This window comes from Candidatus Desulfosporosinus nitrosoreducens (assembly GCF_030954495.1).
Lineage (GTDB): Bacteria > Bacillota > Desulfitobacteriia > Desulfitobacteriales > Desulfitobacteriaceae > Desulfosporosinus > Desulfosporosinus nitrosoreducens.
This window is the reverse complement of record NZ_JAVHUW010000082.1, coordinates 23,172-47,010: the sequence shown is the minus strand read 5'-3', so window position 1 is coordinate 47,010 and position 23,839 is coordinate 23,172. Positions and strand designations below refer to the sequence as shown.

Sequence of the window (23,839 nt, the reverse complement as noted above, 5' to 3'; positions counted from 1 at the left end):
ATTTCTCCTCCGAATTAAAGCGGTTTGTCGTATTCGGCTCTCGAAACGAGCTTGACAATAAAATCAGCCTTGGTATGGACAACGCCATCCTGATTCTCACCCCAGACGTTCAGTTCCACGAGGTGTTCACCGTTCTCCACGAACTTTCTCCCGACTTTTCCCTTGACAAAGGTCATATCCCCGAAGAAGACCATGCGTCTGTCCTGCGCGTCCATAGATTTTACGAAACCATCATCCCCCATCCAGTCCGTCGCCGCGTGAACGAGCATCATTTCGTTCTGAATACCGGCCGAATTGGCGTAGGGATATCCCAGAACCTGGGCTGCGTGATCCGTGTAGTGCCAATCGCGGCGCATGAAATATTCGCCGGTTTCCGGGTCGATGGGGTGGGTAGCGAGGTGTCCTCTCATGCAGGCCCACTTGATGGCATAGGCGTATTGGTAGCAGCTTACGACAGTGCGGGCGCAGGCATCCGAGACGTCGACCGGTCCCTTGATGATAGTCGGGATTTCCTCCCCCTCGGCAACATCCTCCCAGTAGCGGGTCTTAGCGCCGCGGCGAAAAACACCGGCGAGCTGGTCGTCATAATTCTGATGGATAACGTCAAGCTCTGCCTTGCTGTAAAGATGACGCACCTTGTCCTGATACATCTTATTTTCCTTGGCTTTTTTCGATAAATTTCTCTTGCCGGGCGGCGTTGCCATATAGATGTTGCGGTGGATTTCAATAGCGGCAACTTCATCTCTCTGATTGACATAGTAGCGGGGGACACTTTCGATGAACATCCGGTAGTTCTTGCCCGTGACCTGCTTTTCCACAAATCCCTCGTATTTGTCGTAAATAGAGAAGGTGTCGCCCGGGCGAATGGGTTTATTATAGACGTGCTTGCTGCCGCCGGCCAGACGGGCAATCCCGGGCATGCGCAAACGGCCGCCGAAAGCGGAACCGAAGGCGATGCAGGATTCATACGTCGGAGGTGCGATAATGCCGCCCCAACGGGTGCTGGCAGCATAGGTGGGATCGCGCCAGAAGGGATTCGGATCGCCAATGGCATCGGCATAGTGCCTGATAAGATCCTCGGTCACCAATTTGTTGTTGATCCCCCGTGTATACTCTTCGTCCATAATCGCAATGGCCGGAGGCGGGAGCTTCATTTCACCGCGGCCCTCATTGAACTCGGCAACGCGCTCGTCCAGCCTCTTGTTCCATTCTTCGTCGCTCAGACTGTCCCAATCAAATTTGGCAGTGTTCTCCGACATTTTTTCTGTCTCCTTTTCAGCCGATATTCCCTCAGTATCTGTGGGCAGGAGGGTTAGACTGCTTTTTGGCCACATCCCTCTTAATCTGTTCGATTTCAGGCACCTCTTTAGCTGCCGGCAGCGGTTCTCATCAACTCCTTCCAGTTCGATGGCAACGCGCTATCTTTTACTTACCGGATAGCCAATAAATCCATTTGGGCACAGCAAGGGAAGTTCATTATCACCTAGCGGCCCCGCCACTCAGGCTTACGCTTTTCCAGAAAGGCGGCTACTCCTTCCGCCTTGTCGGCACTGCCCGAAACAATGGCGAAGAGCCGGTTTTCGAACTCCAGGGCTGTCTCCAGGCTCATGTCTGTGCCATAGTCCACCGCATCTTTGGCCGCCCTCAAGGCCAGGGGCGGCTTGGCAGCCAGTTTCTTGGCCAAAGCTCTTGCTTCCTCCAGCAGATGGGCAACGGGCACCACCCTGTTGACAAGGCCGATGCGGAAAGCCTCCTGGGCGTCAATTAATTCTCCCAGGAGAACCATTTCCATCGTCCGGCCCTTCCCTATCAGCCGGGCAAGGCGCTGCGTCCCCCCTAACCCCGGGATGATGCCGAGGTTAATCTCGGGCTGGCCGAACCGCGCCGAGTCCGCCGCGATCCTGAGGGTGCAGGCCAGGGCCAGTTCACAGCCGCCGCCCAGGGCGTAGCCGTTTACAGCGGCAATACTGGGCTTGGATAAGTGCTCCAGGCCCGAGAGTACCGCGCGGCGCAAGCGGCTGTTCGGTCCCAGCTCGGATAAGGTATTGCGTGCGCCCACCTCGTTGATGTCCGCACCGGCGACAAAAGAGCGATCTCCCGCCCCCGTCAGAATAAGCACCTTCACCTCCTCATCCAGGTCTGCCTGATCTATCGCCTCTCCGAGCTCGGCCATAAGCGCCTGTGTCAGTGCGTTGCGCAGCTCGGGCCGGTTAATGGTAATAGTCGCGATCCCCTCGCTCTTCTCGTACAGAATGAACTGATAATCCATCTCGTACCTACCTCCAGTCTTGCTAATACCAGGCTGCGCTTTGGAATCGCAGCCGCGGAGACCCTTCCCCGCTCTTGGCCCCATTCGTTCTGCACGAATTTCCCGGCGGCAGTGAGGAGGGTCCGGGCGAATGGATCGCCGCTCTTCCAGTGTCGCTCCAGGCCTGCTTGTCAGCTGTATTATGTATTTCATATTTTACTATCCCGGTATTTACTGCGGAATTAGCTTTAAGCTAACTCATTGTCAACCAAAAGTTCACGATTAGGGTGATGCCTATAAATGACCGGAACTGAAATCACTTTTAAAAAACAAAAACCGAACCTCTCTCCCAGCGGAAAAAGGCTCGGTTTTGCTTGCTTTGAGATGCCAGCGGCGAAAGTGAGCAGCGGGTCAAGTTCTTGAAATCTGCCGGTCTCCGCAAAGACATCAATCACTCCCGGGTAGCCGGCTTTGCCGGTGCCGCTGTTCTCTTAACCAGACATTTAGAGGGAAGCAAGATAGCGTCCCAAGGCCATGGCTGCGGTGACGCCGTCGCCGACCGCGGTGGCCATCTGCGCCGGTGAGTGGAAGCGAACGTCTCCGGCGGCGAAAATCCCGGGAACAGCAGTCTCCATGGTTGCGTTGACCGGAATCTGGCCGCCGGGGTCCAGGGGCAAGAGGTCCTGCAGGAACTGCGTATTGGGAATCAGTCCGATACGGACAAAAATCCCGCCTGCTTCCAGGCGGCTCCTGGCGCCTGTGGCTACGTCCTGAATATCAACAGCGCTGACCCATTCGTCCCCGACAATGGCCTCTATCTTGGTGCCGCAGCTGATTTCCAGGTTGGGGTTGGCAGCGGCCCTGTCCAGCAAAATCTTGGCTGCTTTGGGCTGAGGCATAAGCTCGACAATCGTTACCTTGCAGCCCAGTCTCTCCAGGTACAGCGCTTCGGTTATCCCGCTGTCCCCCGCGCCGGCCACGACGACCGGTTTACCGGCACATAGGACACCGTCACAGGTGGCGCAGTAAAACACACCCTTGTGCGCCAGCTCCTGCTCGCCGGGCACCTGCAGCAGCCTCGGGTGGGAGCCGCCGGCGATGATGACACCCTTGCAGGTGAGGGAGCCGTTAAGCGTCTTGACGATTTTGTAGCTGCCCTTGTCTTGGACGCCGGTGACTTCACCGGACTCGACCTCGGCTCCGGCATTTGAGGCCTGGGCCAGCATGGCGGAGCCAAGATCCGGCCCCATCACGCCGTTGGCAAAGCCGGGGTAATTTTCGATCAGCTGCCGGCTCATCATCTCGCCGCCCATGCCCCCTTTTTCCAGGATGCCGGTGCTGAGACCGGCACGGCTCGTATAGATACCTGCCGCCAACCCGGCGCAGCCGGAGCCGATGATAATCACGTCATAATCTGTAAACATAGTTTTCCTCCTCTGAGCGTTTTGCTTTTCGCTGCCGGGTTAATTACAGGGTTTCACCCTGTTCCTTTTGGGAAAGAGGCTTGGTGCTGACATCGCTCTTGGTGCGGCCTTGCCCTGAGCATTGTTCCCAGGCCTTCAAGTACTTCGGTTTGTTTTATTTATTCTAAATTTAATACAAAACAAGCGGCACTGGAATTGACTTTATGTTCATTAACTTAATTGTTAACTAAAAGTTCACAACAAACAAAAAATCCAAACCTCTCTCCAAGCAGAGCAAGGTTCGGATTATATTCTGGTAGCCGCAACTCCCTCAAAGTTGCGGCAGACTTTTTGGCACCACAATGTCGGTTTCCTTTAGAATAAGGTGGCAAACTTTATTATATCCATCTGAATTTTATTGCAATTAAGATATGTATAATAATTATTGTTGCTATTCCCCGGCTATTTTTATATACTTACTGTAAATAAGCACCCCTGTCCTGTGATTCAACCACGTGCGGTTTGCCTGGAAGCACAACCCTTGGAGTTATAGAGAAGTCAAGTACTATCCCCAAAAGGGCACAATCAACCAGACTGCTTAACTTAACTTATCGTCAACCATACGTTTACGATTGGGGTGGTGCATATGAACGATCAGCAACTGAAATCACTGCTCAAAACAGTTGAATGCGGCAGCCTCAGCAAAGCGGAGGAGGCCCTTTATCTTTCCAAGCAGGCAATTAAAAAGCAAATCGACTCCCTGGAGGAAGAGGTCGGCTTCTCTTTACTCATGCGCACTCGCCATGGCATCTCCTTAACCCCCGCCGGCGAGGAATTCTGCCGCGGGGCCAGGAAAATACTCGCCGAAATAGACTCGGTCACCCAAAGATGCAAGGAGCTCGCCTTTCATCAGCAGACCATCCGCATCGAAAACCCCTATCATCCGCATCTGCTGCTGGAAAACGCCTTCAACGAGTTTGCGCGCAGGTTCCCCGACATTAAGCAGAAGGTGATCCTGCAGGCGAGCAATCATTTTGTCGAGGATATCCTCAACGACCGCGCCGACGTGGCCGAATGCACTTACCACCCCGAGCTGGAAAGCTCCGGCGTGAAATACACCAAGCTCTTCCCTATGCCCTATAAATGCCTGATCACGCCCAGCCACCCGCTGGCCGGGAAGAAAACCATCCGTCTGGAAGAGCTGTCCGGCAACCGTGTCGGCCTGCTGAGAAAAAACACCGAGCTTTTGTCGCAGCTGAGCCAGTGCTGCCAGGACCTTGAGCCGGAGATCTTTACAAGCAACGACCTGCAGAGCATCATCAACATCTGTTATAACAACGGTGTTTTCATCTCCAAAGCGTCCTTCATCAATTCAATGCAGCCCTTGGTCGCCATCCCGCTGGAGACTGACCTCGTGCCCATGGGGGTCATCCTTCACCGCGAGTCGCCTTCACAGGTCGTCAGGGAGTTTCTTAAAGTCGTCCAGGACCTCTACCCGCAGGGAAGCGCCGGGCCGTGAACAAGCGGAGCTATTTCCCGTTTGCACCGTGACGTATCACTCATCCACTGAAAAAAGATAGGAATCCGAATCCTTTAAGGACCTCGTTGGTTAGAGGTTGACCGAGCTATTGGATGTTCTCCGGTAGCTCTTTTTGGTGCCTGAGGATTCCCCTACTTTCCCTTCAGAAATACCAGGGAATTTAAGCATCTGCCCTTAACTCTCACAAGTTAATTCCCATCAAGAGATTCAATGGTCTTAATAAAATTTTTGCTGACGGCGGACAAGTAGGTATTTTTCAGCCAAATAACCGCGGTCCTGGTTTCCAGTGAGTGGTCCTCGATTTCACGGCAGCGCATCTTGCCGGTCTCGAAAATAGACGCCGACGGCTTAGGTACGATGGCTACACCAAGGCCGATGCCGGCCCAGGACATGATCGAACGGGTGTCGTCGCCTTCACAGAATATATTCGGTTCAAAGCAGAGCTTGCGGCAATTGTCGGCGATGATCTTTTGATACCGGCGGTGGACAATCAGGGGAACATCTTTAAGGGCCTCCAGGGTGATGGGGCCTTCCGGTATAAACCGCTCCCACTTCCCCGCATAGAGTATAACCATTGGATCGTTCTTCTCCACGGCGGAGTGAAACATATAATTGTAGATCTCAAGTTTGAAGGGCGTACGTACGATCCCGATCTCCACAATGCCTTTGTTGACCAGATCCATAATACGATGCGTGTCGCCTTCCCAGATCCGAAAGGTGACCCCCGGAAATTTTTCCTGGAAGCTGCTGATATATTTGGGCAGAAGGAAGGTGCCGCAGGAAGAAACGGTTCCGATGGACACCGTGCCCTGTTTTCCCTTGCCCAAGTCTTCCAGTGCTTTTTGAGTGGAATTGACGAGTTCCAGGATTTGTTCCCCGCGTACGACCAGAACCTGCCCGGCATCGGTCAGCTCAATGTACTTGCCCCCGCGCTTGAACAGCGTCACACCCAGTTCCTCTTCCAGCAATTTGATTTGCTGGCTGAGCGGAGGCTGAGCCATATTTAAACGTTCGGCCGCTTTCGTAAACTGCCCTTCCTGGGCCACGGCCAGAAAATAGCGCAACTGTCTGATATCCATGGATCACGCTCCTTCTATATCCGTTTCATATAGCCTGAGACGAAACAGATATTTTTAATATAGTACTGCATCTCCTATAATAAAGGCAACCAGAGGCCCTGACATTTGTCAAGTTAATTGTAGGAGATGAGTTTATTTTGAAAAAAGGCATGCTTTATATTCTGCTGTCCACCCTCATGTTCAGTACCATGGAAATTGCGCTGAAAGTTGTCTCCGGCGACTTCAATCCCATCCAGATCACCTTTCTCCGCTTTATCATCGGCGGCATCATCTTGTTTCCCCTTGCCCTCAAAGGGTTAAGGGCGCGAAATTATCATTTGCAGCGGACAGATTTTACCTTCTTTGCTCTGACAGGCTTTATTTGCGTCATCGTCAGTATGATTCTTTATCAGATGGCCATCCTCTCAGCGCAGGCCTCTGTGGTCGCGGTTCTGTTCAGCTGCAACCCGCTATTCGTCATCCTCTTTGCTTTTGGGCTATTACGTGAAAAAATATACATGCGTACAGTCGTCTCCCTCTTAATCAGCATGAGCGGTATTATTGTGATCATGGACCCGTTGCATCTGAGCGGCAACGCAACAGGCTTTATCTTAGCTATCTTGGCGGCTGTTACCTTTGCTCTGTACAGTGTGATCGGCCGCAAGCGCAGCAAAGATTACGGCGGTGTCGCTCTCACCTGTTTCAGCTTCTTATTTGGCAGTTTGGAAATGCTGATCCTCATCTTCATCACAAGAATCAGCGGCGTTGCCGCCTTTTTCACGGGTGTCGGCCTGAAATCCTTTGCGGCCGTTCCGATTCTGCAGGGAATTAACGGCCGAACCCTGCCGGCCCTGATTTATATCGGCATTGGGGTTACGGGCCTGGGCTACGCTTTTTATTTCCTGGCCATGGAAGAAACCTCAACCGCGACTGCCTCCCTTGTCTTTTTTATCAAACCGGCCCTCGCGCCGCTGCTGGCTCTCCTGCTCATTCATGAGCCGATTACCGCCCCAATGGCTGTTGGGATTGTTCTGATCCTTGCCGGTTCCCTTGTTTCCCTTATGCCAGCCTTTAAACTGCCGCCAAAGAAGGGTTCCAGAGTGAATTATCAGCGCAGACTGCAAATGAGCTCAAGTTCGAAGTGAAGGAAACCAGCGGCAAATCCTGACGAATGAATCACTATTACAACCTCAGCTATCAGTTAAATTTAAAACATATGGAGAGTGCATAGGCACTATCCACAGCTAAAATCACCGCTTAAAACAGTGGAATGCTGCAACTTCAGCAAAACAGAGGAAGCAAGTCTAAAAAACACAGCTTGCGCTGAACCTTTTCGATAGAGTAGCCCGCCGAGAAGAAGTTATCTCTCGGCGGGTATTTCTTGCTAAAAACAACCTTTAGAGATGAAGCATCTCTATGACCTTGGTCACATCATCGGCACTGTCCAAATCTATCAGCCGGCTACAGGCTTCGTTCACCTTTCGAGAAGGCAGAATGCGAGAAGCATTATCCTTGAACTTCGCCATCAGCTCATCATCAGTGATGTACGTGGCAGGATCTGCAGTGATGGTTCCCTTAATGAAGGCCCTTTCCGCAACGAAGGTTCTGCCCCTGGCCGCTACCTCCACTTTGGATATCCGCGTATTGGCGTCTTTCTTCAGAGAGTCAACATACTCCGGATGTGGTTCGAAGGTAACCTTCTTCATAAACTGACGTATTTGCGGATCATTCATTGTGTCCAAATCCTGCCACCGAGCGCCTGGTTTAATACCGAATGCGAGTACAGACATGTTATAAGCCACGCTGAATTGGGCATCAATTTGGTTTGCTATGTTAGGATTGTTGAATAGAGGCTCAACGCAGGTTGCCTCGAGATAAGCATGGATACCGTCAATCTCCTCAGGCCGGAGCTTATTCTCTTCAAGGATGGCTGCCAGGCAGTCAAGCCCTCCATGCATCATGCGGCAACAAGGATACTGCTTGATAGGGACCTTTCGCACAAAGCGCCACTCCTCGCCCAGCCCGGAAACCACCCAATCGGGGTCCCATCTGGTAGAGCCGGTAAAACGCCAGTAACCGTAATCCCCATCGAGAATGACGATATCGCCGCGGTGCCCCGCTTTGATAAGATATGGGGCAGTTATTGCGGCCTGGGACGCCCAGCCAGCCATTAGATACTTGCCGGAGTTTGTCGGCAGGTCTTTGTGCATAGGGGTCTGAGTTTGCACTGGAGAGATGAGGCCGGCCATGCCTAATGCTTGCGCCACCTCGTCCCCGGAAAATCCCTCCAGCTTTGCAACACCTGCCGCGCCGCCGAAGACTGCGCTGCTGTGGCCGGTAACCGGGGGCAGTGAGGTCTTGTCGTCTTTAATATCCCGATAGGACCCCAAAGCCAAGCCAATGCGCATACCCACTTCAAGAGCCAGGGCGCAGGCGGTGATAAGCTCCTTGCCGCTTACCCGGTTCATCTCGGCTGTAGCCAGGCTTGGCGGGATGACAAACGGTGGCAAGTGCTTCCCTGCCGCATCGTAATCCAGCGCGTTAATCAGTTCGCCGTTGACGAACGCGGCGCCCACGGCAGACATCCGGTCGCCCAGCCCGAGCACCGTGGCCTGAGGAGAGCCGGCAAAGAATTTCCGTGAAAACTCGATCCCCCACTTGCCCTTGTCGCTGGTCACCCCGGCCAGAGCACAGCCTAAAGAGTCCAGAAGAAGCCGCTTTGTCTCGTGGACAACGTTCGCCGGCAAATCGGCAAACGTGATGCCGTCAATGAAATCCGCCAATTTTGTTATTGTTGTAACCATGATTGATTTCTCCTTCACATTAAAATACAATTCTCAGCAGCAGATAGCCGACCGTGCCGCACAGCACCAGCGCGACGAGCGTCTGCACAAAACCGTATTTAAATAAATACTTGAATTCCACAATATCGGTTTCTCCATATATCATTGCCACCGCGGAGGTGCAAGAAGGCATCCATATGGCCGCGGAGGTCGTGATGGCAAGCAGGACCGTAAGGCCGCCCATGTCAATGCCCGCGGGAAGAACTTTAGCCATCACACAGAGGCCGGAAACAAACACGGAATCGCAAGGGCCAATGGTCAGAAACTGCGAGAGCAAACCGCTCAATATACAGACCACGAACACAAAGGGAAACGGAGCCAGGCTCATCAGGCCGGAGAGTTTGCTGGAGACCAAAGTCGTGAGACCGACGTTCTTGCTGGTGAGGGCGGTTATGAGCGCCATCAAGGTAGCCACCTGAATCAAAACATTCCAGTTCACGTATTTCCCAATCTCTTTAAGCGTGGTGACTTGCTCACCATCTTGCCTCCACACCAGCAGCAAGGCTAGAATAAGGAAAGCGCAACCGGTCGAGCCGAGTGTCCCGATGACGGGAAACGACACCGGAACAAAGCTGGGCAGGAGCATGGCAACGGCCAGCGCAATCAGAAACTTGACAGCCGTCTTCTGCTTTTTGTCCAGTCCGACTTTCGTGGCGTCCACCACGTCAATATCGCCCAGACAAGAGAAGTCTATGCGCAGGATGTACCTGGCCACCAGGTAGACCCCCAGGATCAGGACGACGCACAGAGGCAGCGCAAAAAGTGTATATTGAAGCGCGTCGACGGTTTTTCCGGTCGCCGCGGTGTAAACCGCTATCCGGGAAACGGGCTGATCCTTGAACGCCATGCAATAGGACCCTATGAACGCCGTTATGACCATCATATGCATAAGCGCGCTAGACTCCTTGGATTTCGGTTTCATGCCCGTTTTCTCACACATATCCCGAATCAAAGAGATAAAGAACAGGATGCAGACCCATTGCTGGCTCGCAATGTCGACGATGACCACGGCCAGAAGGAAGAACAAGATAAACATCCAAGGGCGGTTCCGGAGGAACTTTCTGCTCAGTAAGTAATTGACGATTGCAGTATGCAGGTTCTCATGCTCGATATAGGCCGTAATCAGGAAAAGGACAATGATCAGACCCACTGTGGAATTGCCGAAGCTGGTCTGGATCACGCCGTTAATATTCGTGTAGCCGCTCATCGCTAGGGCGACCAGACCGAAGACATTCGATATGCCCAACCCGACGAATACCCAGCCGTATATCGTGCCTGCGAAGGCGCCGATCACTTTCATGCCTGTCACAGGCAAGCCGCCCAGCGGCGGTAAAAACCCGAATAAAAACTGCAGCGCAAGCATAATGATCACGTGGATGATATACGAGGTTGAAGATTTCTCATTTTTCTTAGCAAGTTCTGCCATCGTTCAAATTCTCCTCCCTAAATCACGATATGCCCAGATTCTCGCAGACCAGAATCACACTGATTCGCCCTTTCTCCGCCGGCTGGCATCCATCGATGATGGACGTATGCCGGCAAACCCTCCATTCATAAAAGCAATCCGTGCATTTTCCCAGCTTGATGCATGGGCGCTCGATTGCTTCGGCCTGCCCGTGCTTCGCGTAATGCCGCAGAGAATTGATTATCGAAATGGAGTTATGTATTCGCTGCAGCGCTTCTTCGACATCATTAACAATTTTGTTGCCTCCGGCGATGACGACAACCTTCTTCGGGCCAAACGACATTGCAGCGACTCTGTTCCCGGCACCGTCTATGTTGACCAGTGATCCCCCAAGCGTCAACGCGTTGGTGCTGGTCAAGTACACATCGGATAAGAGCGCTTCTCGCTGCCGCTGCCGCCTTTCCTCCTTAGGAGGGTGATGCCCCTCATCGTCCGTTTCCACAGGATTAATGATTCTGTTCTGTCCACGTCTTTGGAGCTCTTCAATAATGCCTATCTGGTTCAGTGTCACCGAATCACCGCGACCAACAACGGCTTCAAGAGGAATCAGAGACATGACAAGCTCCAGGGCTTCCTGGCGATTGTGCACGAAGTACCCATCCATGTTCTTTCTTTCCAAGTTTTTTATCGCGGCTTTCGCGCGTATTTCGTAGAACTGGTTCAGTTCAGAGCAAATAGTAGTGTCAGCACTCATTAGACTATCTCCTTTGCCTATTAGTTTTTAGCGGACGGTTCTCATCAACTCATACCAGTTCAATGGCAACGCTACCACCCAGGCCTGGCTGTGCAAACATCATTTGGGGGATCTTGATTCATTTTTCCTCCTTCCTGATTCTCTCTCACATATAGAGCAGGCATTTTTTCTGTGTTTCAGGCGTTTCCGGATAGCTCAAAACAGCTGCACTTTGAGAAAAAGTTGCTTAATTAATCCAGCAAAATGCCTTATCGTTTGCTATTTTTTCATATTGCTAAATGCAAAGCAAACCGTTTTTTGATATACTTCAATGCATAAAATGCATCGGAGGTAGGTCAATGAAGCTGAAATACCTGGAAGAGTTTCTGATGCTGGCAAAGGCTAGTAACTACACCACCGCCGCGGAGAACATATTTCTTTCCGAATCGACGCTCTCTCGTCATATTATGTCGCTGGAAAACGAACTTGGCGTTAAGTTGTTCCACCGGGGTTCCAGAAACATTTCGCTCAGCGAAGCGGGTACTTTGCTTGTTCCTTACGCCGAGAAGGTAACGTCCGCCATGGCGGAATATGCCAGCCTACTGGTTGTGGATGATGCTCTCACCCGGCAGAAGTTGACGATCGGCTTTGCTCAATCCGTCACGGATTACGGCATCATGGATTACCTTGTTCGTTTCCGCCGCGAAAACCCGGATATCACCGTCCTCCTCACCGAAAACAACTCAGAATCACTCTGGCGGATGGCCAAAAACAAAGAATGCAATTTTTCCTTTTGCTACGAATACGCCTTCTTTGACAACAGCGGCCTTCAGTTGATGCGCCTTATGAAAGACACGATTGTGATCGCTCTTCCCACCAAGCATCCTCTTGCGGAAAAAGAACGCGTCACTCTTCGACAGCTGCAAAACGAGAACTACATCTTACCATCAAGAAATGGCTCTGCTATGTACAAGGTCTGTATGAATCTTTTTCGAGAGGCGGGCTACAAGCCAAAGGTGTTGACCTACACGGAGCGTCGCTACTATATGCTGGATATTGTATCCCAGGGGACTGGCATTACATTACTGGACAAAGAGCGCTTCCGGTCCTACTGCACGCCCGGTGTCCAAATCGTCAATCTGGAACCGACCATCGAGAAGTATCTGACCTTGATTTATAAAAAGCGCGATCTCAACGCCGCGGAAGAGAGGTTTCTGTCGTTCATCCAGGACAACCTGAGCTGCCAGTAAACGCAACGCAGTATTTGAAACGGAATTTCCAGGAAATCTTTCGCTTCTGATCCGTGAACCCTTTACGAAGTGAGGCAACCGGAAAAGACCCGCTTTTTTGAGTGGACTGCCCTGAAAACTTCTGCACTTTAAACTAAAAAAGAGCATAACAAAGAAGCCTACCCTAAAAAGGTGGGCTTAATTATTTGTATCCATGGGTAGAACTAGTTGATATACACTCCCGTTTGATGTACAAGTTCAGGCCGCAGATAGGATGACCAGCCGTTTTGCAGCCAAGTCGCATAGCCCCCAAGAGACTCGGCAGCAAGGCCGGAGCACCAGGGGGCTATTTCCAACAAGATCAACATTTTCTCTTAAGCGGGTTACTTCTTCTCCCTGTAGTCGTAAAAACCCTGACCGCTCTTGCGGCCCAGCTTGCCCTCCTCCACCATGCGGCGCAAAATCTCCGGCGGCTCCATGGCCGGGTCATGAGTCTTCTCATAGATAGAAGACGTGGCATAATAGGTGACATCCAGGCCAACCATATCCTGAAGCTCCAGGGGACCCATGGGGTGTCCCAGACCCAGCTTGGCTGCCGTGTCGATATCCTCGGGTGTGGCGATGCCTTTTTCCACCATGCGCATAGCGTTCAAGCGGAAGGGGTACTGCAGGTAGTTGACCACGAATCCGGGAGAGTCCGGCGCCTGAATCGTCACTTTGCCCAAGGACTCCGCAAACGCTTTGGCCTGCTCCGCCACGGACCGCCGCACCAGCGCGGTGCGCACGATCTCCACGAGCTTCATGGCCGGCACAGGATTGAAGAAATGAATCCCCACGAGCCGGGTGGGGTCTTTCATGCCGGAGGCGATCTCCGCCAGGGAGAGGCTGGAAGTGTTCGTGCCCAGGAGGCAGTCCGCGCCCACCAGATCCTCCAATTGGCTGAAGACCTTCTGCTTGATCTCCACTTTTTCCACCACGGCTTCTACGATCACATCGCGGTCGGCCAGCTCCGCGAGGTCAACACTGCAGCGGATCGCCGCAAGCGCCCGGTCCATCTCCTCCTGCGCCATCCTGCCCTTCTCCACGCGCTTGCGCAGGGAAGTTGCAATAGATTGCCGCGCCTTTGCCAGCTGGGCTTCCGCAACATCATAGAGAATCACGTCATAGCCGTTGAGGGCGGCGGTCTGACCGATGCCGTTGCCCATGCTGCCGCTGCCCACTACTCCAAGCTTTTTCACTGCTCTGACCTTCCTTTCATCGTTTGTTTTTTGTCATTGAGTATTGTTTAGTTTTTTAATCTTAAATCTTAAATCTTTAATCTTTAATCCAGGCCAAGTACACCGTGCCCTAAATCTTCAGCCTATCTCTTATCTCAAACTGTCTCTGCCCGCAAATTCCCTGTTTCTAGTTCCCGCGTCTAGTCCTTATACCTATTCCCTAATTTCAAAGGCCATAGACATGCCGAGCCCGCCGGCCACACAGATGGTGGCGAGGCCGTGCTTCGTGCCGCACCGGCGCATTTCATAGAGTAGCGTTGTGCAAATCCGCGCTCCGGAGCAGCCCAGAGGATGCCCCAGGGCAATGGCCCCGCCGTTGACATTGACAATCTCCGGATCGAGACCCAGCTCCCGGACGCAAGCCACGGACTGGGCCGCAAAGGCCTCGTTGATCTCCACGAGGCCGAAGTCTCCCAGCTTCAGACCTGTCTGCGGTGTGAGACGGCTCATGAGCTTGCGCGTGGCAAGCACGGGCCCGATGCCCATGTACTGCGGTTCCACGCCGGCCGCCGCGCCGCCCAGAATAGCCGCCAGCGGCTTTAAGCCCAGCTGGGCGGCCTTCTCCGCACTCATGAGAAGCAGAGCCGCCGCACCGTCGTTCCGCCCCGAGGCGTTGCCGGCGGTAGTGACGCCGCCTGGGAAAATGGGACGGAGCTTAGCCATTTTCTCCACACCGGTGTCCCGTTTGGGATATTCGTCGGTCTCGAAGCGGAGAGGGTCGCCCTTCCGCCGCGGTACATCCACCGGGACTACCTCGTCCCGGAAGCGGCCGGCGTCGATGGCCGCCACTGCCTTATGCTGGCTCGCCAGAGCGAAGGCGTCGCAGTCCTCCCGGCTGACACCGTACTTTGCCGCCACATTGTCGGCGGTCTGAATCATGTTAAAGGTTCCGTAGATCGTTTCCGGCTGGCTTTTAGGCTGGCTCTCCACATTGGGGTCCACAAAAACTCCATTGCCGTTGCCGACACCGAAGCGCGCTCCCCGCACGTAAAAGGGCGCCGTGCTCATGCTCTCCACGCCGCCCGCGAGCACCACCTCGGAGTACCCGCACTGAATCTGCTGTACGGCGCTGAGCAGGGCCTGCATGCCAGAGGCGCACTGGCGGTGCACCGTGTAGGCAGGCGTGGACTCCGGCAGGCGGATCGCCAGGGCGGAGACCCGGGCAATATTCGGCGCGTCGGTAGTCTGCTTGGCCTGCCCGGCGATAACCTCGTCGATGACCTCCCGGTCGACGCCGGACCGCTCGACAGCCGCTCCCAGCGCCAAGGCAAGAAGATCCTCCGGCTGCATACTTTTGAGCGTCCCGCCGATCGACCCGATGGGTGTCCTGACCGCGGACACAACGACTACTTCCTGCATAGTGATTCCTCCTTTTTTCCTGGCAGGAAAAGCATATCTTCGCTCCGCCGGCCTCTCCCTTGGCGGCGACAGGATATGCTCTCTGCCGGCCGGCTCCTGAAAAGCCGGCCGTCCTGCTTATTTAATTTGAATATCGTTTATTTGCTGTCGAGGGACAGAAGGCCCAGGGACGAAATAGCCCTAATAAATAATCTTCTCGGCGGCCAGCTTCTCCATCTCTTCTTTGGACATGCCGAGCAGAGAAGCAAAGACCTCCTCATTATCCTCGCCTAAGAGGGGCGAGGCCTTCCTGATCCTGGCAGGCGTCTCCGAGAGTTTCCAGGGCGGACTGATGACTGTCTTCTTACCCATCACGGGATGCTCCACCGTGGTAATCTCACCGCGCGCCTGGGCGTGAGGGTCGGAGAGGATTTCCTCGGCGCAGAAGGACGGCATGGCGGCTACCCCGGCACTCTGAAGCAGTGTCATCACCTCATAGTCCGTATAGTTGATGGTCCACCCGGCCAGGAATTTGTCCAGTCGAGCCCGGTTCTGCCAGCGGCTGTAAACATCGGCAAAGGCTTCGTCCTTTGTCCATTCAGGGTTTCCCATGGCTTGGCACAGGGCCTGCCACTCTTCGTCCGTGGCCACGGCAATGCTGACCCACTTGTCGTCGCCTTGGCAGCGATAGCAGTTGTGGGGCGCCATGACGGAATCCTGATTCCCGCATCTGCCCGGCGATCTTTTATTCATGGTATACTCCATTAGTTCGCTGCCGATGAGAGCGCTGACAGATTCTGAAGAAGACAGGTCGATATGTTGGCCTTCGCCGGTTTTTTGCCGGTGGATCAGGGCTGTGAGCAGGGCAAAGGCCGATACCGTACCCACTCTCAGGTCCATGACCCCGCTCATGGTATTGGGCTCACCGCCTTCATAGCCCGTGAGGTAAGCCAGTCCGCCGAAGGCGGCAAATATGGGGGCATAACCGGCATAGTGACCGTAGGGGCCGGCTGAGCCGAAGCCTGATGACGAAAGCATGATAATATCGGGCTTTACCTTCACAAGCTCTGGGTAGCCTAGTCCCAGTTTGTCCATCACCCCGGGGCGCATGTTTTCAACGACAACATCGCTCTCGGCGACGATTCTCTTAGCCAGCTCGACGCCCTGCGGGTTTTTGAGGTCAAGGGTGATACTCTTTTTATTCAGGTTGGCATTGTTGAAAGCCGAAGAAGCGTTGATGTCCTCGAAATCCTCGCCCATGGTAATGGAACCCTGCCGGGTTTGGTCAATACGCTTGCGGCTTTCAATCTTAATCACTTCCGCGCCCAGAAAAGAAAGCAGCAAGGTGGCGTACGGCCCTGCCCAGACCCAACTGAAATCGGCAACTCTTATTCCTTTTAAAGCATCTTTGTTCATCTGCAAAATCCTCCTTCGTTCCGGAGCCTGTTGACATGAAACGGCTTCAGCCCTAGATAACGCCGGCCTCCTTAAATTTGACCAGGTCTTGCTGCGAGTATCCAAGGCGGTGGCAGTACACTTCCTCATTATGCTGCCCCAGGAGAGGCGCACCCTGATTGTCACTCGGGGCGGTCCTGGAGAGTTTGTAGGGCAGCCCGGGGTACATCAAGGCCCCGGCCGCCGGGTGTTCTATCTCCAGATAAAAGTCCCGGGCCTTCGTTTGCGGCGACTTGAACACCTGCTCCGCCGAACAGACCGGGGCACAGGCCGTGCCTTTGGCTTGGATTCTGAAAAAGAGGTCTTCGGTCTCATAGTTCAGGGCTTCTTTGCCCAGGCGGACTTCGAGATCATCGAAATTGGCCTCTCGCAGTTTATGATTGCTGAACTTCTCCTCTTTGGTCCATTCCGGGGTGCCCAGGGCCTCGACCAGACCCTGCCATTGCTTGTCCGGATGCACTACGACTTTGACATAACCGCCGTCGCGGCAGCGCAGGAGAGTATCGCGGAGACGGTTGATCTTTACCCGGGTGGGACTCTTCCCGAGTTCATAGTAGCGAACGATGTTCATCCTCTCCAGGGACATCTCCGCCTCTTGCTTGGAGATGTCGATATACTGTCCGCTTCCCCCGGCATTGCGCCAGAAAAGCGCTCCCAGAATGCTCACAGCCGCGCAGACACTGACGTCACATTCCCCGACAAAGCCGCCTCCCTTGATCGGTTCCCTCTCCGCGTTCGGCGAGTTGGCCGGCAAGACATAGCCGGCGCCGCTGGCGTGGTAGGTATTGAGACAATAGGCCTTATAGTCGCGGTACGGCCCGTCCTGGCCGAAGGGGGTGATGGAGGCCATGATGAGAGAAGGATTGACCTGCTTAAGGACTTCGTAATTCAGTCCCAGTCCGGCCATCTCGCCCGGCGGTCTGTCCTCGATCAGGATATCGGCTTCGGCTGCCAGTTTTTTAAAGATTTTGCGTCCTGTCGGCGAATCCAGGTTGAGGGTAACTCCCAACTTGTTGGTATTGTGATAGAGAAAAAGCCCCGAAAGTTCCGGATCGGGTTTATCGCCTAGAAACGGCCCCCTCCTTCTGGCCTCATCCCCCCTTGGGGTTTCGACCTTTATCACCTCGGCGCCGAGATCGGCAAACAGTTTGCTGCAATAAGGCCCTGTGACAAAACTACAGTATTCGAGCAGTTTTACTCCGCTCAGCGGTCCCTTTGCCATTCAATTCACTCCATTCTTACGCTTATTTCAAACCGGGCCGGAAAGCCGCATCTTGAGCGCCCCTCCAGTCTGGCCCATATTGGCTGCGCTTGGGGGCGCAGTGGAGAAATTTTTCCCCAGGTTTTCCGGCCCTGCCCGCCCTTCAGGTACTTCGCGGACTGCACAGCGACAGTAAAGAAGACCTGTCTGACTATAGTTAACTTTACTCCTTCCAGGCTTGACAGCGGAATTAGCTTTATGCTAACATGTCGTTAACTAAAAGTTGACAATTAATCTGGCGAATTTTAACCATAAACAGCTGAATCACTGCTCTAAAGCAGTGAGGCTGCGGCAATTTCAGCAAAGCGAAGAAAATTTTTTATGTTTTTCCAACCGGGCGATCAAGTGAAATTAGCTTTATGCTTACTCATTGCGGTTAAACCTTCATAATTGGGGTGGTGCATATGAACGATCAGCAGCTGAAATCACTGCTTAAAACAGTCGAATGCGGCAGCCTCAGTAAGGCCGAAGAAGCCCTTTATCTTTCCAAGCAGGCAATTAAGAAGCAGATCGACTCCCTGGAGGAAGAGATCGGCTTCTCTTTACTCATGCGCACCCGCCACGGTATCTCCTTAACCCCGGCCGGCGAGGAATTCTGCCGCGGGGCCAGGAAAATACTCGCTGAAATAGACTCGGTCAGCGAGAGGTGCCGGAAGCTCGCCTTTCACGATCAGATCATCCGCATCGAAAACCCCTATCATCCGCGCCTGTTGCTGGAAAACGCCTTTAACGAGTTCTCGCGCAGGTTTCCTTATATCAAGCAGCAGGTGATCCTGCAGGCGAGCAATCATTTTGTCGAGGATATCCTCAACGACCGCGCCGACGTGGCCGAATGCACCTACCACCCCGAGCTGGAAAGCTCCGGCGTAAAATACACCAGGCTCTTCCCTATGCCCTATAAATGCCTCGTCGCCCCCGGCCACCCGCTGGCCGGGAAGAAAACCATCCGTCTGGAGGAGCTGTCCGGCAACCGTGTCGGCCTGCTGAGAAAAAACACTGAGCTTTCGTCGCAGTTAAACCAATGCTGCCGGGACCTGGCGCTGGAGATCTTCACGAACAACGACCTGCAGAATATCATCAACATCTGTTATAACAACGGCGTTTTCATCTCCAAGGCCTATTTCGTCAATTCAATGCAGCCCTTGGTCGCCATCCCGCTGGAAACCGACCTTGTGCCCATGGGGGTCATCCTCCACCGCGAGTCGCCTTCCCAGGTCGTCAGGGAATTTCTCAAGGTCGTTCACGACCTCTACCCGCAGGAAAACGCCGAAGCGTAAACGCGCGGGACCACTTGTCACTCTTTGTTCTGTGCCTTCTGAACTAAAAAACACACCGAATTGAGAAAGAGCCAAACGGTGTTGCAGCTAACTTTACATCCCCGGCAAATAAGGGGTGTAAAGTTTTTTTATTTCTATATAAATAGACATAGGCCGTATTCCGCCAACCCAACCGGGTGTGATATTTCCGAACAGTTAAAATCCAGCGTTATTAATTAGTTAAAATCCGGCGTAGTAAGCTTATTAACTGTGAACTTTTGGTTAACGGCACGTCAGCATAAAGCTAATTCCTCCCTCCGGCCCGAAGGGAGTAAAGTTAAATTGACACGCGGACATGCCTCTGCCCCACTTCAGAAGAGAAATCCCACGTTGCAAAGGAGAGATAATAACTATGGCCTCACCTATTTTGACCAGTCTGGAAAACCATGTGCAGATCATTACCCTCAATCGTCCCGAAAAGAAAAATGCCTTCAACCGTGAAATGATCGAAGCATGGGTAAAAGCGCTCCAGGATGCTCAGGCTGACGATCAAGTTCATGTTATCGTGGTAACCGGTGCGGGGAACGCTTTTTGCTCCGGCGGTGATGTCGACGGCATGGGGGAAAACCAATCTCCGCTGGCTAACAAGAATAAGCTTTGGCAAACCATTCACAGGGTTCCCCTGACCTTAAAAACAATCGATAAGCCGGTAATCGCGGCGATTAACGGTCCTGCGGTAGGGGCCGGCCTGGATATGGCCTTAATGTGTGATATCCGGACCATGGTCAGTGCCTCTAAGGTCAGTGAAGGCTATGTCCGGGTGGGTCTGGTTCCGGGAGATGGCGGAGCCTTCTTTTTACCGCACATCGTCGGCGAAGCCAAGGCCTTGGAACTGTTGTGGACAGGCAAATTTATTACTTCCGCAGAAGCCCTGGCCATAGGGTTAGTCAATCAGGTTTATGCCCCGGAAGAATTCATGTCAGAAACTATGAAGCTGGCAGCCCAAATAGCCGCAGGACCGCAAACAGCGATCAGAATGGCCAAAAGAGCCGTGCGCTACGCCCGAACAATGGAATTGGAACCGGCTTTGGATCTGATCTCTTCCCACTACGCGATCATCAAAGAGACCGCGGACCATAAGGAAGGCGTAAAGGCTTTTCAAGAGAAACGGCAGCCGGTATTTAAAGGAAATTAGCATGATTTCCAAACTGGATTTTGACAGACCATTTTCTTCCTTTATAAGTATAGGTAGCGCAAAATTGTAGTATCTGTAAGGAATAGCAAATGGAACCCCTGTCTTTGGTGCAGTAAAAAAACAGTTGGAATGATCGTTTTATCATTCCAACTGCATCTAAGCTTGTTAGTATGCCTTTAGGGCTTCTCAACTTATTGACGCTGACCTACTGATGTTGAGCTGTTGACGTTGGTTTTGCAGCGGCCCCGGTGAAGGAGGCTGTGAAACATCGGCGCTGCTTTAGCAGGTGATGATCTATAATAATACATCTAATATATCCTATATCCGGATACATCCGGGCGTCCCCGGTTATCTCAGGAAGCCAGTTCCTTACTTTGGGTCACCTGAGTCCTGCTATTTTCGCGGTCCGGGTTATGGAAGAGGATAACCCCGATCACCGAGCTGATATTAAGCACAATCACCAATATGAAAGCCCCTTGGAAGGAGCCGCTGACCTGGATAATAAATCCGGTTAAGGTAGCGGCGATCAAGCCGGCAACCGCGAAGAACAAATCCGTGATCCCCATGGCCGTCCCGGAGCGTTCTTTGATAATATCAATGTTAACGGCGTAGAAAATAGTGTTGGGGGCCATATTGAAGCCAACACAGAGGGAGATCGAGAGCAAGGCAACCCCTACGGAATGATAGTAAAGAATCGGCAAAAGACAAATTGCGCCTAACAGTTGGGTAATCCACAGCGGATGAGAACGGGCCAGACGGTATTTCCCGGTGGACTTCAGGATGCGATTGGAAATAACGCCCACGAGGTATAACATAATGGCCGCCGTGATCCAGGGCAGGAAGGTGAAACTGCCGACCTGACTGAGGTTCATGTGATAGGTCGTGTTTAAGAACGTCGGCAGCCAGCCCATAAAGAAGAAGAGATTGTAGCCGAAAACGAAGAAAGCCCAGTCGTTGGAAAGCAAAGTCGGATTGGTCAGCAGGAATTTCCACATGCCCGGCTTGGAGGCATGACTTTGACGACGGGTTTCTCTTTCGGAATTGCGGGAAATTTTGTCGCTTTCCTTAATATATTTCAGTTCGGCATCGTTAACTTTGCCCGAATTCTCCGGAAAATCACGGAAGCAGAAATACCAGATCGGAGCCCAGATTATTCCCAAAGCCCCCAGAATAATGAACATGCCCCGCCAGCTAAATAAATTCGCCAGGAAAGCAACGATCAGGCCGCCGAAAGCCAGAGCAAGGGGTACGCCCACCAGGGCATTGCCCAGAGCCAGCGCCCTTTCCTTACCGGGCAGCCAGTCCCCGACCACACGGTTCAAAGCCGGGAAGTTCGGGCCTTCTGCCAGGCCCAGAATCAAACGAACGGTATATAACATGGCAAAACCGGCAGCCGCGGCTGTGGACAAAATACTCAAGGACCAAACCAAAGCCGTGATCATCCAAATCTTGCGGGAACCCCACCTATCTACCATAAGTCCGCCTATGAAAACCATAATTGCGTACCCTATATTAAAGGCGCCCAGAGTCAAACCGATATCCTCCGGAGTCATATGAAACTGTTTGCTGAGCAACGGCATGGCAAACGCAATTGCCGAGCGGTCAACGTAATTTACCATAGTAATAATAAAGACCATGAAAATAATAAACCAACGATAATTTGTCTTCAACATACTCATCCCCTTTACTTCCTGTCAGTGAAAAACTTTGTCCGGCTATCAGAGCGGTGATGATTGAAGCGACCCTCCTTCCTCTTATTTGATTGTTTATACGGAAAATTCAGACTAAACATATTAGTAGCAATTATCATGCCAGGATTTCCGCAGCAAAATCTTTTCTTAGCCGACCCGCCTTAAGTCCGCTTGAATATTGGGTTTTGTCTGAATATCCTGCCAAACGGCGCAGAATTTGTCGCAATCAGAAAACTAAATAGACAGAAAAATGTGGCTACTTTTTGGGCAGTGTGCCTAAAAAGTAGCCATTAAGCTTCCCGCATAAGAGCAAAGAATTCCTGGGAGAGATGGTCCGGCCTGAAAGCTTGCGGGGGAAAGCGACGTCAGAGGTTTGCTTGAGTTATTGATTACCCGGAGGTTCGGCAAAGCTCCGCTGAGAGCGCCTGAGTGAGACTGAAATGCCGCGTGAACAAATGGGCGGGAAGCAGACCCGGACGCCGCTTAATCCGGCAAAGGTTTGCCTTTAGTTTCCTTCGCCCAAAAAAGGGCGACAATCCCAATAATGTAAATCGCCGAAACGGCGGCCACCGCTTTGGCATAAGAGCCGAAGCTATTGACAAGGAAACCTGTCAGCAGCGGGCCGGTGGCGGCTAAAATTCTCCCAAAGTTAAAGCAAAACCCCTGTCCGGTTGCCCGCAGTCTTGTCGGGTAAAGTTCGGCCAGATAAATCGGAAACCCCGAGAAGATTCCGTTGTTGAAGAACCCCAAGACCGGCAAGAGCAGTATCAGCATGGTAAAGTTTGTGACATTGTAAAAAATATAAGGTGCTAAGAGAAAACTGCCCAGAAAAAAAATCAGAAAGGCATTTTTGCGTCCGACACGATCGGCTATGGGGCCAAAAAAGACATAGCCGAGGATCGCTCCCGTATTCAGGGCCATAATAGCGTAACTCTTATAGTCTGAAATAACCGCTTCCGACAGATGATGGACATGCAGCAGCTCCTCGACGAAAGTTGGAGTCCAATTCGTCACGGCCCACAGTCCGAAGGTAGCGGAAAAGGCCAAGAGCGTGCCGACAATGGTATCGCGCCGGAGTTCCGGCCAGAAAATCTGCTTTAAGGTAAGTACCGTCAGATTTTTGCTGACGGCGGCCGTATTGCCCGAATTCTTCAGAATCTCCCGCTTTTTCTTGACTGCCAGCCATTTCTCGGGTTCCTGAACTTTTTCCCGGATAAAGGCGGCAAAAACGGCCGGGAAAATGCCGATAATCAAGACCGCCCGCCAGGGAGTAAATTGATGAGCACTCGCCAGCGGGACAACAACCAAATTGACTAGGGCCGCGAAGAAAAAGCCTACCCCCCAGGCGCTTTGCATCAGACTAAGTACCTTTGTCCGGTATTTGTCTGAAAAGGATTCCGCTACCAAGGCGGAACCTGCCGACCACTCGCCGCCGATGCCGAGCGCCGTGAGGAAGCGAAAAAACGCCAACTGTTCCCAGCTTTGGGACAGGGCCGCCACTCCTGTGAAGACTGCATAAAAGAGAATGGAAATGGCCAGGGTTCTGCTGCGTCCGAAATAGTCCGCCAGCGTCCCGAATAGAGTTCCTCCGATTGCCCAGCCCACTAAGAAAATTGCTAAAATAATTCCTCCGTGCGAGGCTATATCCGCTTTATTGGCCGCGGATGCCAAAAGGTCTTTTAAGGATGAGGGCAAAACCATAGCGTAAATGGTGGAATCCATAGAGTCAAAAACCCAGCCGATCCAGGCAGCCAGAAGGACCAGCCATTGCTGCCGGGTAATATTTTCAGGCAGCCAAAAGTTTCTCTTTCCGGCGGTCACCTCCTGTTGGGCTACTTCCCGCTCAGTTATTTTCTGCTTAGGCAATGAGGTGAAGCACAAATCATTCTTGTCCATCGCTTATCTCT

At 52.7% G+C, this 23,839-nt stretch carries 18 protein-coding genes; 5 read left to right on the top strand and 13 right to left on the bottom strand.

All coding sequences use genetic code 11. The features are described 5' to 3' along the window. Window positions 1-14: 14 nt before the first annotated feature. The 3 genes from REC12_RS23010 to REC12_RS23000 form a co-directional block, all read right to left on the bottom strand. A complete protein-coding gene (locus REC12_RS23010; RefSeq protein WP_308898299.1) occupies window positions 15-1,259 on the bottom strand; it encodes an FAS1-like dehydratase domain-containing protein in 1,245 nt (414 codons plus the stop codon). 224 nt (window positions 1,260-1,483) lie between these two features. Then, complete coding sequence (locus REC12_RS23005) at window positions 1,484-2,269, bottom strand: enoyl-CoA hydratase/isomerase family protein (RefSeq protein WP_308898297.1); 786 nt, start codon at window positions 2,267-2,269, stop codon at window positions 1,484-1,486. Between the two features lie 482 nt (window positions 2,270-2,751). Continuing rightward, window positions 2,752-3,672 (bottom strand): NAD(P)/FAD-dependent oxidoreductase, encoded by a 921-nt coding sequence (locus REC12_RS23000; protein ID WP_308898296.1) that lies wholly within the window; start codon window positions 3,670-3,672, stop codon window positions 2,752-2,754. Window positions 3,673-4,297: 625 nt separating this feature from the next. Between REC12_RS23000 and REC12_RS22995 the strand changes: the two genes are divergently transcribed. Further along, the gene (locus REC12_RS22995) at window positions 4,298-5,170 is read left to right on the top strand and encodes a LysR family transcriptional regulator (protein ID WP_308898295.1); all 873 of its coding nucleotides are present in this window, start codon (window positions 4,298-4,300) and stop codon (window positions 5,168-5,170) included. 209 nt (window positions 5,171-5,379) lie between these two features. Here REC12_RS22995 and REC12_RS22990 read toward each other — a convergent pair whose 3' ends face one another. Continuing rightward, the gene (locus tag REC12_RS22990) at window positions 5,380-6,270 is read right to left on the bottom strand and encodes a LysR family transcriptional regulator (RefSeq protein WP_308898294.1); all 891 of its coding nucleotides are present in this window, start codon (window positions 6,268-6,270) and stop codon (window positions 5,380-5,382) included. 137 nt (window positions 6,271-6,407) lie between these two features. Here REC12_RS22990 and REC12_RS22985 point away from each other — a divergent pair, with 137 nt between their 5' ends. Beyond that, a complete protein-coding gene (locus REC12_RS22985) occupies window positions 6,408-7,394 on the top strand; it encodes a DMT family transporter (RefSeq protein WP_308898292.1) in 987 nt (328 codons plus the stop codon). A 252-nt stretch (window positions 7,395-7,646) separates the two neighbouring features. On the opposite strand, the gene REC12_RS22980 is transcribed toward REC12_RS22985, so the two are convergent. Genes REC12_RS22980 through REC12_RS22970 form a run of 3 tightly spaced genes read right to left on the bottom strand, consistent with a single transcriptional unit; the run spans window position 7,647 to window position 11,251 of the window. After that, window positions 7,647-9,053: an MmgE/PrpD family protein gene (locus REC12_RS22980; protein WP_308898290.1), complete on the bottom strand. Its 1,407-nt coding sequence runs from the start codon at window positions 9,051-9,053 to the stop codon at window positions 7,647-7,649. 19 nt (window positions 9,054-9,072) lie between these two features. Continuing rightward, on the bottom strand, window positions 9,073-10,518 hold the full coding sequence (locus REC12_RS22975; RefSeq protein ID WP_308898288.1) for an SLC13 family permease: 1,446 nt from the start codon (window positions 10,516-10,518) through the stop codon (window positions 9,073-9,075). Between the two features lie 22 nt (window positions 10,519-10,540). After that, window positions 10,541-11,251 (bottom strand): lactate utilization protein, encoded by a 711-nt coding sequence (locus REC12_RS22970; RefSeq protein ID WP_308898286.1) that lies wholly within the window; start codon window positions 11,249-11,251, stop codon window positions 10,541-10,543. A gap of 338 nt (window positions 11,252-11,589) precedes the next feature. Here REC12_RS22970 and REC12_RS22965 point away from each other — a divergent pair, with 338 nt between their 5' ends. Beyond that, entirely contained in the window at window positions 11,590-12,480 is an 891-nt protein-coding gene (locus REC12_RS22965) for a LysR family transcriptional regulator (RefSeq protein ID WP_308898285.1), read from the top strand. Between the two features lie 362 nt (window positions 12,481-12,842). On the opposite strand, the gene REC12_RS22960 is transcribed toward REC12_RS22965, so the two are convergent. From REC12_RS22960 to REC12_RS22945, 4 genes are all read right to left on the bottom strand, one after another. Then, window positions 12,843-13,697, bottom strand: a complete 855-nt coding sequence (locus REC12_RS22960; protein WP_308898284.1) for a 3-hydroxyacyl-CoA dehydrogenase family protein — start codon at window positions 13,695-13,697, stop codon at window positions 12,843-12,845. A 192-nt stretch (window positions 13,698-13,889) separates the two neighbouring features. After that, complete coding sequence (locus REC12_RS22955) at window positions 13,890-15,095, bottom strand: thiolase family protein (RefSeq protein WP_308898282.1); 1,206 nt, start codon at window positions 15,093-15,095, stop codon at window positions 13,890-13,892. Between the two features lie 180 nt (window positions 15,096-15,275). Then, window positions 15,276-16,490 (bottom strand): CaiB/BaiF CoA transferase family protein, encoded by a 1,215-nt coding sequence (locus REC12_RS22950; RefSeq protein ID WP_308898281.1) that lies wholly within the window; start codon window positions 16,488-16,490, stop codon window positions 15,276-15,278. Window positions 16,491-16,542: 52 nt separating this feature from the next. Next, window positions 16,543-17,751 (bottom strand): CaiB/BaiF CoA transferase family protein, encoded by a 1,209-nt coding sequence (locus tag REC12_RS22945; RefSeq protein ID WP_308898279.1) that lies wholly within the window; start codon window positions 17,749-17,751, stop codon window positions 16,543-16,545. Between the two features lie 443 nt (window positions 17,752-18,194). On the opposite strand from REC12_RS22945, the gene REC12_RS22940 reads away from it, so the two are divergent. Together REC12_RS22940 and REC12_RS22935 are read left to right on the top strand one after the other, a co-directional pair. Beyond that, window positions 18,195-19,067 (top strand): LysR family transcriptional regulator, encoded by an 873-nt coding sequence (locus REC12_RS22940; RefSeq protein ID WP_308898277.1) that lies wholly within the window; start codon window positions 18,195-18,197, stop codon window positions 19,065-19,067. A gap of 391 nt (window positions 19,068-19,458) precedes the next feature. Continuing rightward, on the top strand, window positions 19,459-20,241 hold the full coding sequence (locus tag REC12_RS22935) for an enoyl-CoA hydratase/isomerase family protein (RefSeq protein WP_308898275.1): 783 nt from the start codon (window positions 19,459-19,461) through the stop codon (window positions 20,239-20,241). 353 nt (window positions 20,242-20,594) lie between these two features. Here REC12_RS22935 and REC12_RS22930 read toward each other — a convergent pair whose 3' ends face one another. After that, complete coding sequence (locus tag REC12_RS22930) at window positions 20,595-21,920, bottom strand: MFS transporter (protein ID WP_308898273.1); 1,326 nt, start codon at window positions 21,918-21,920, stop codon at window positions 20,595-20,597. Between the two features lie 495 nt (window positions 21,921-22,415). After that, a complete protein-coding gene (locus tag REC12_RS22925) occupies window positions 22,416-23,828 on the bottom strand; it encodes an MFS transporter (protein WP_308898272.1) in 1,413 nt (470 codons plus the stop codon). Between the last annotated feature and the right edge of the window lie 11 nt (window positions 23,829-23,839).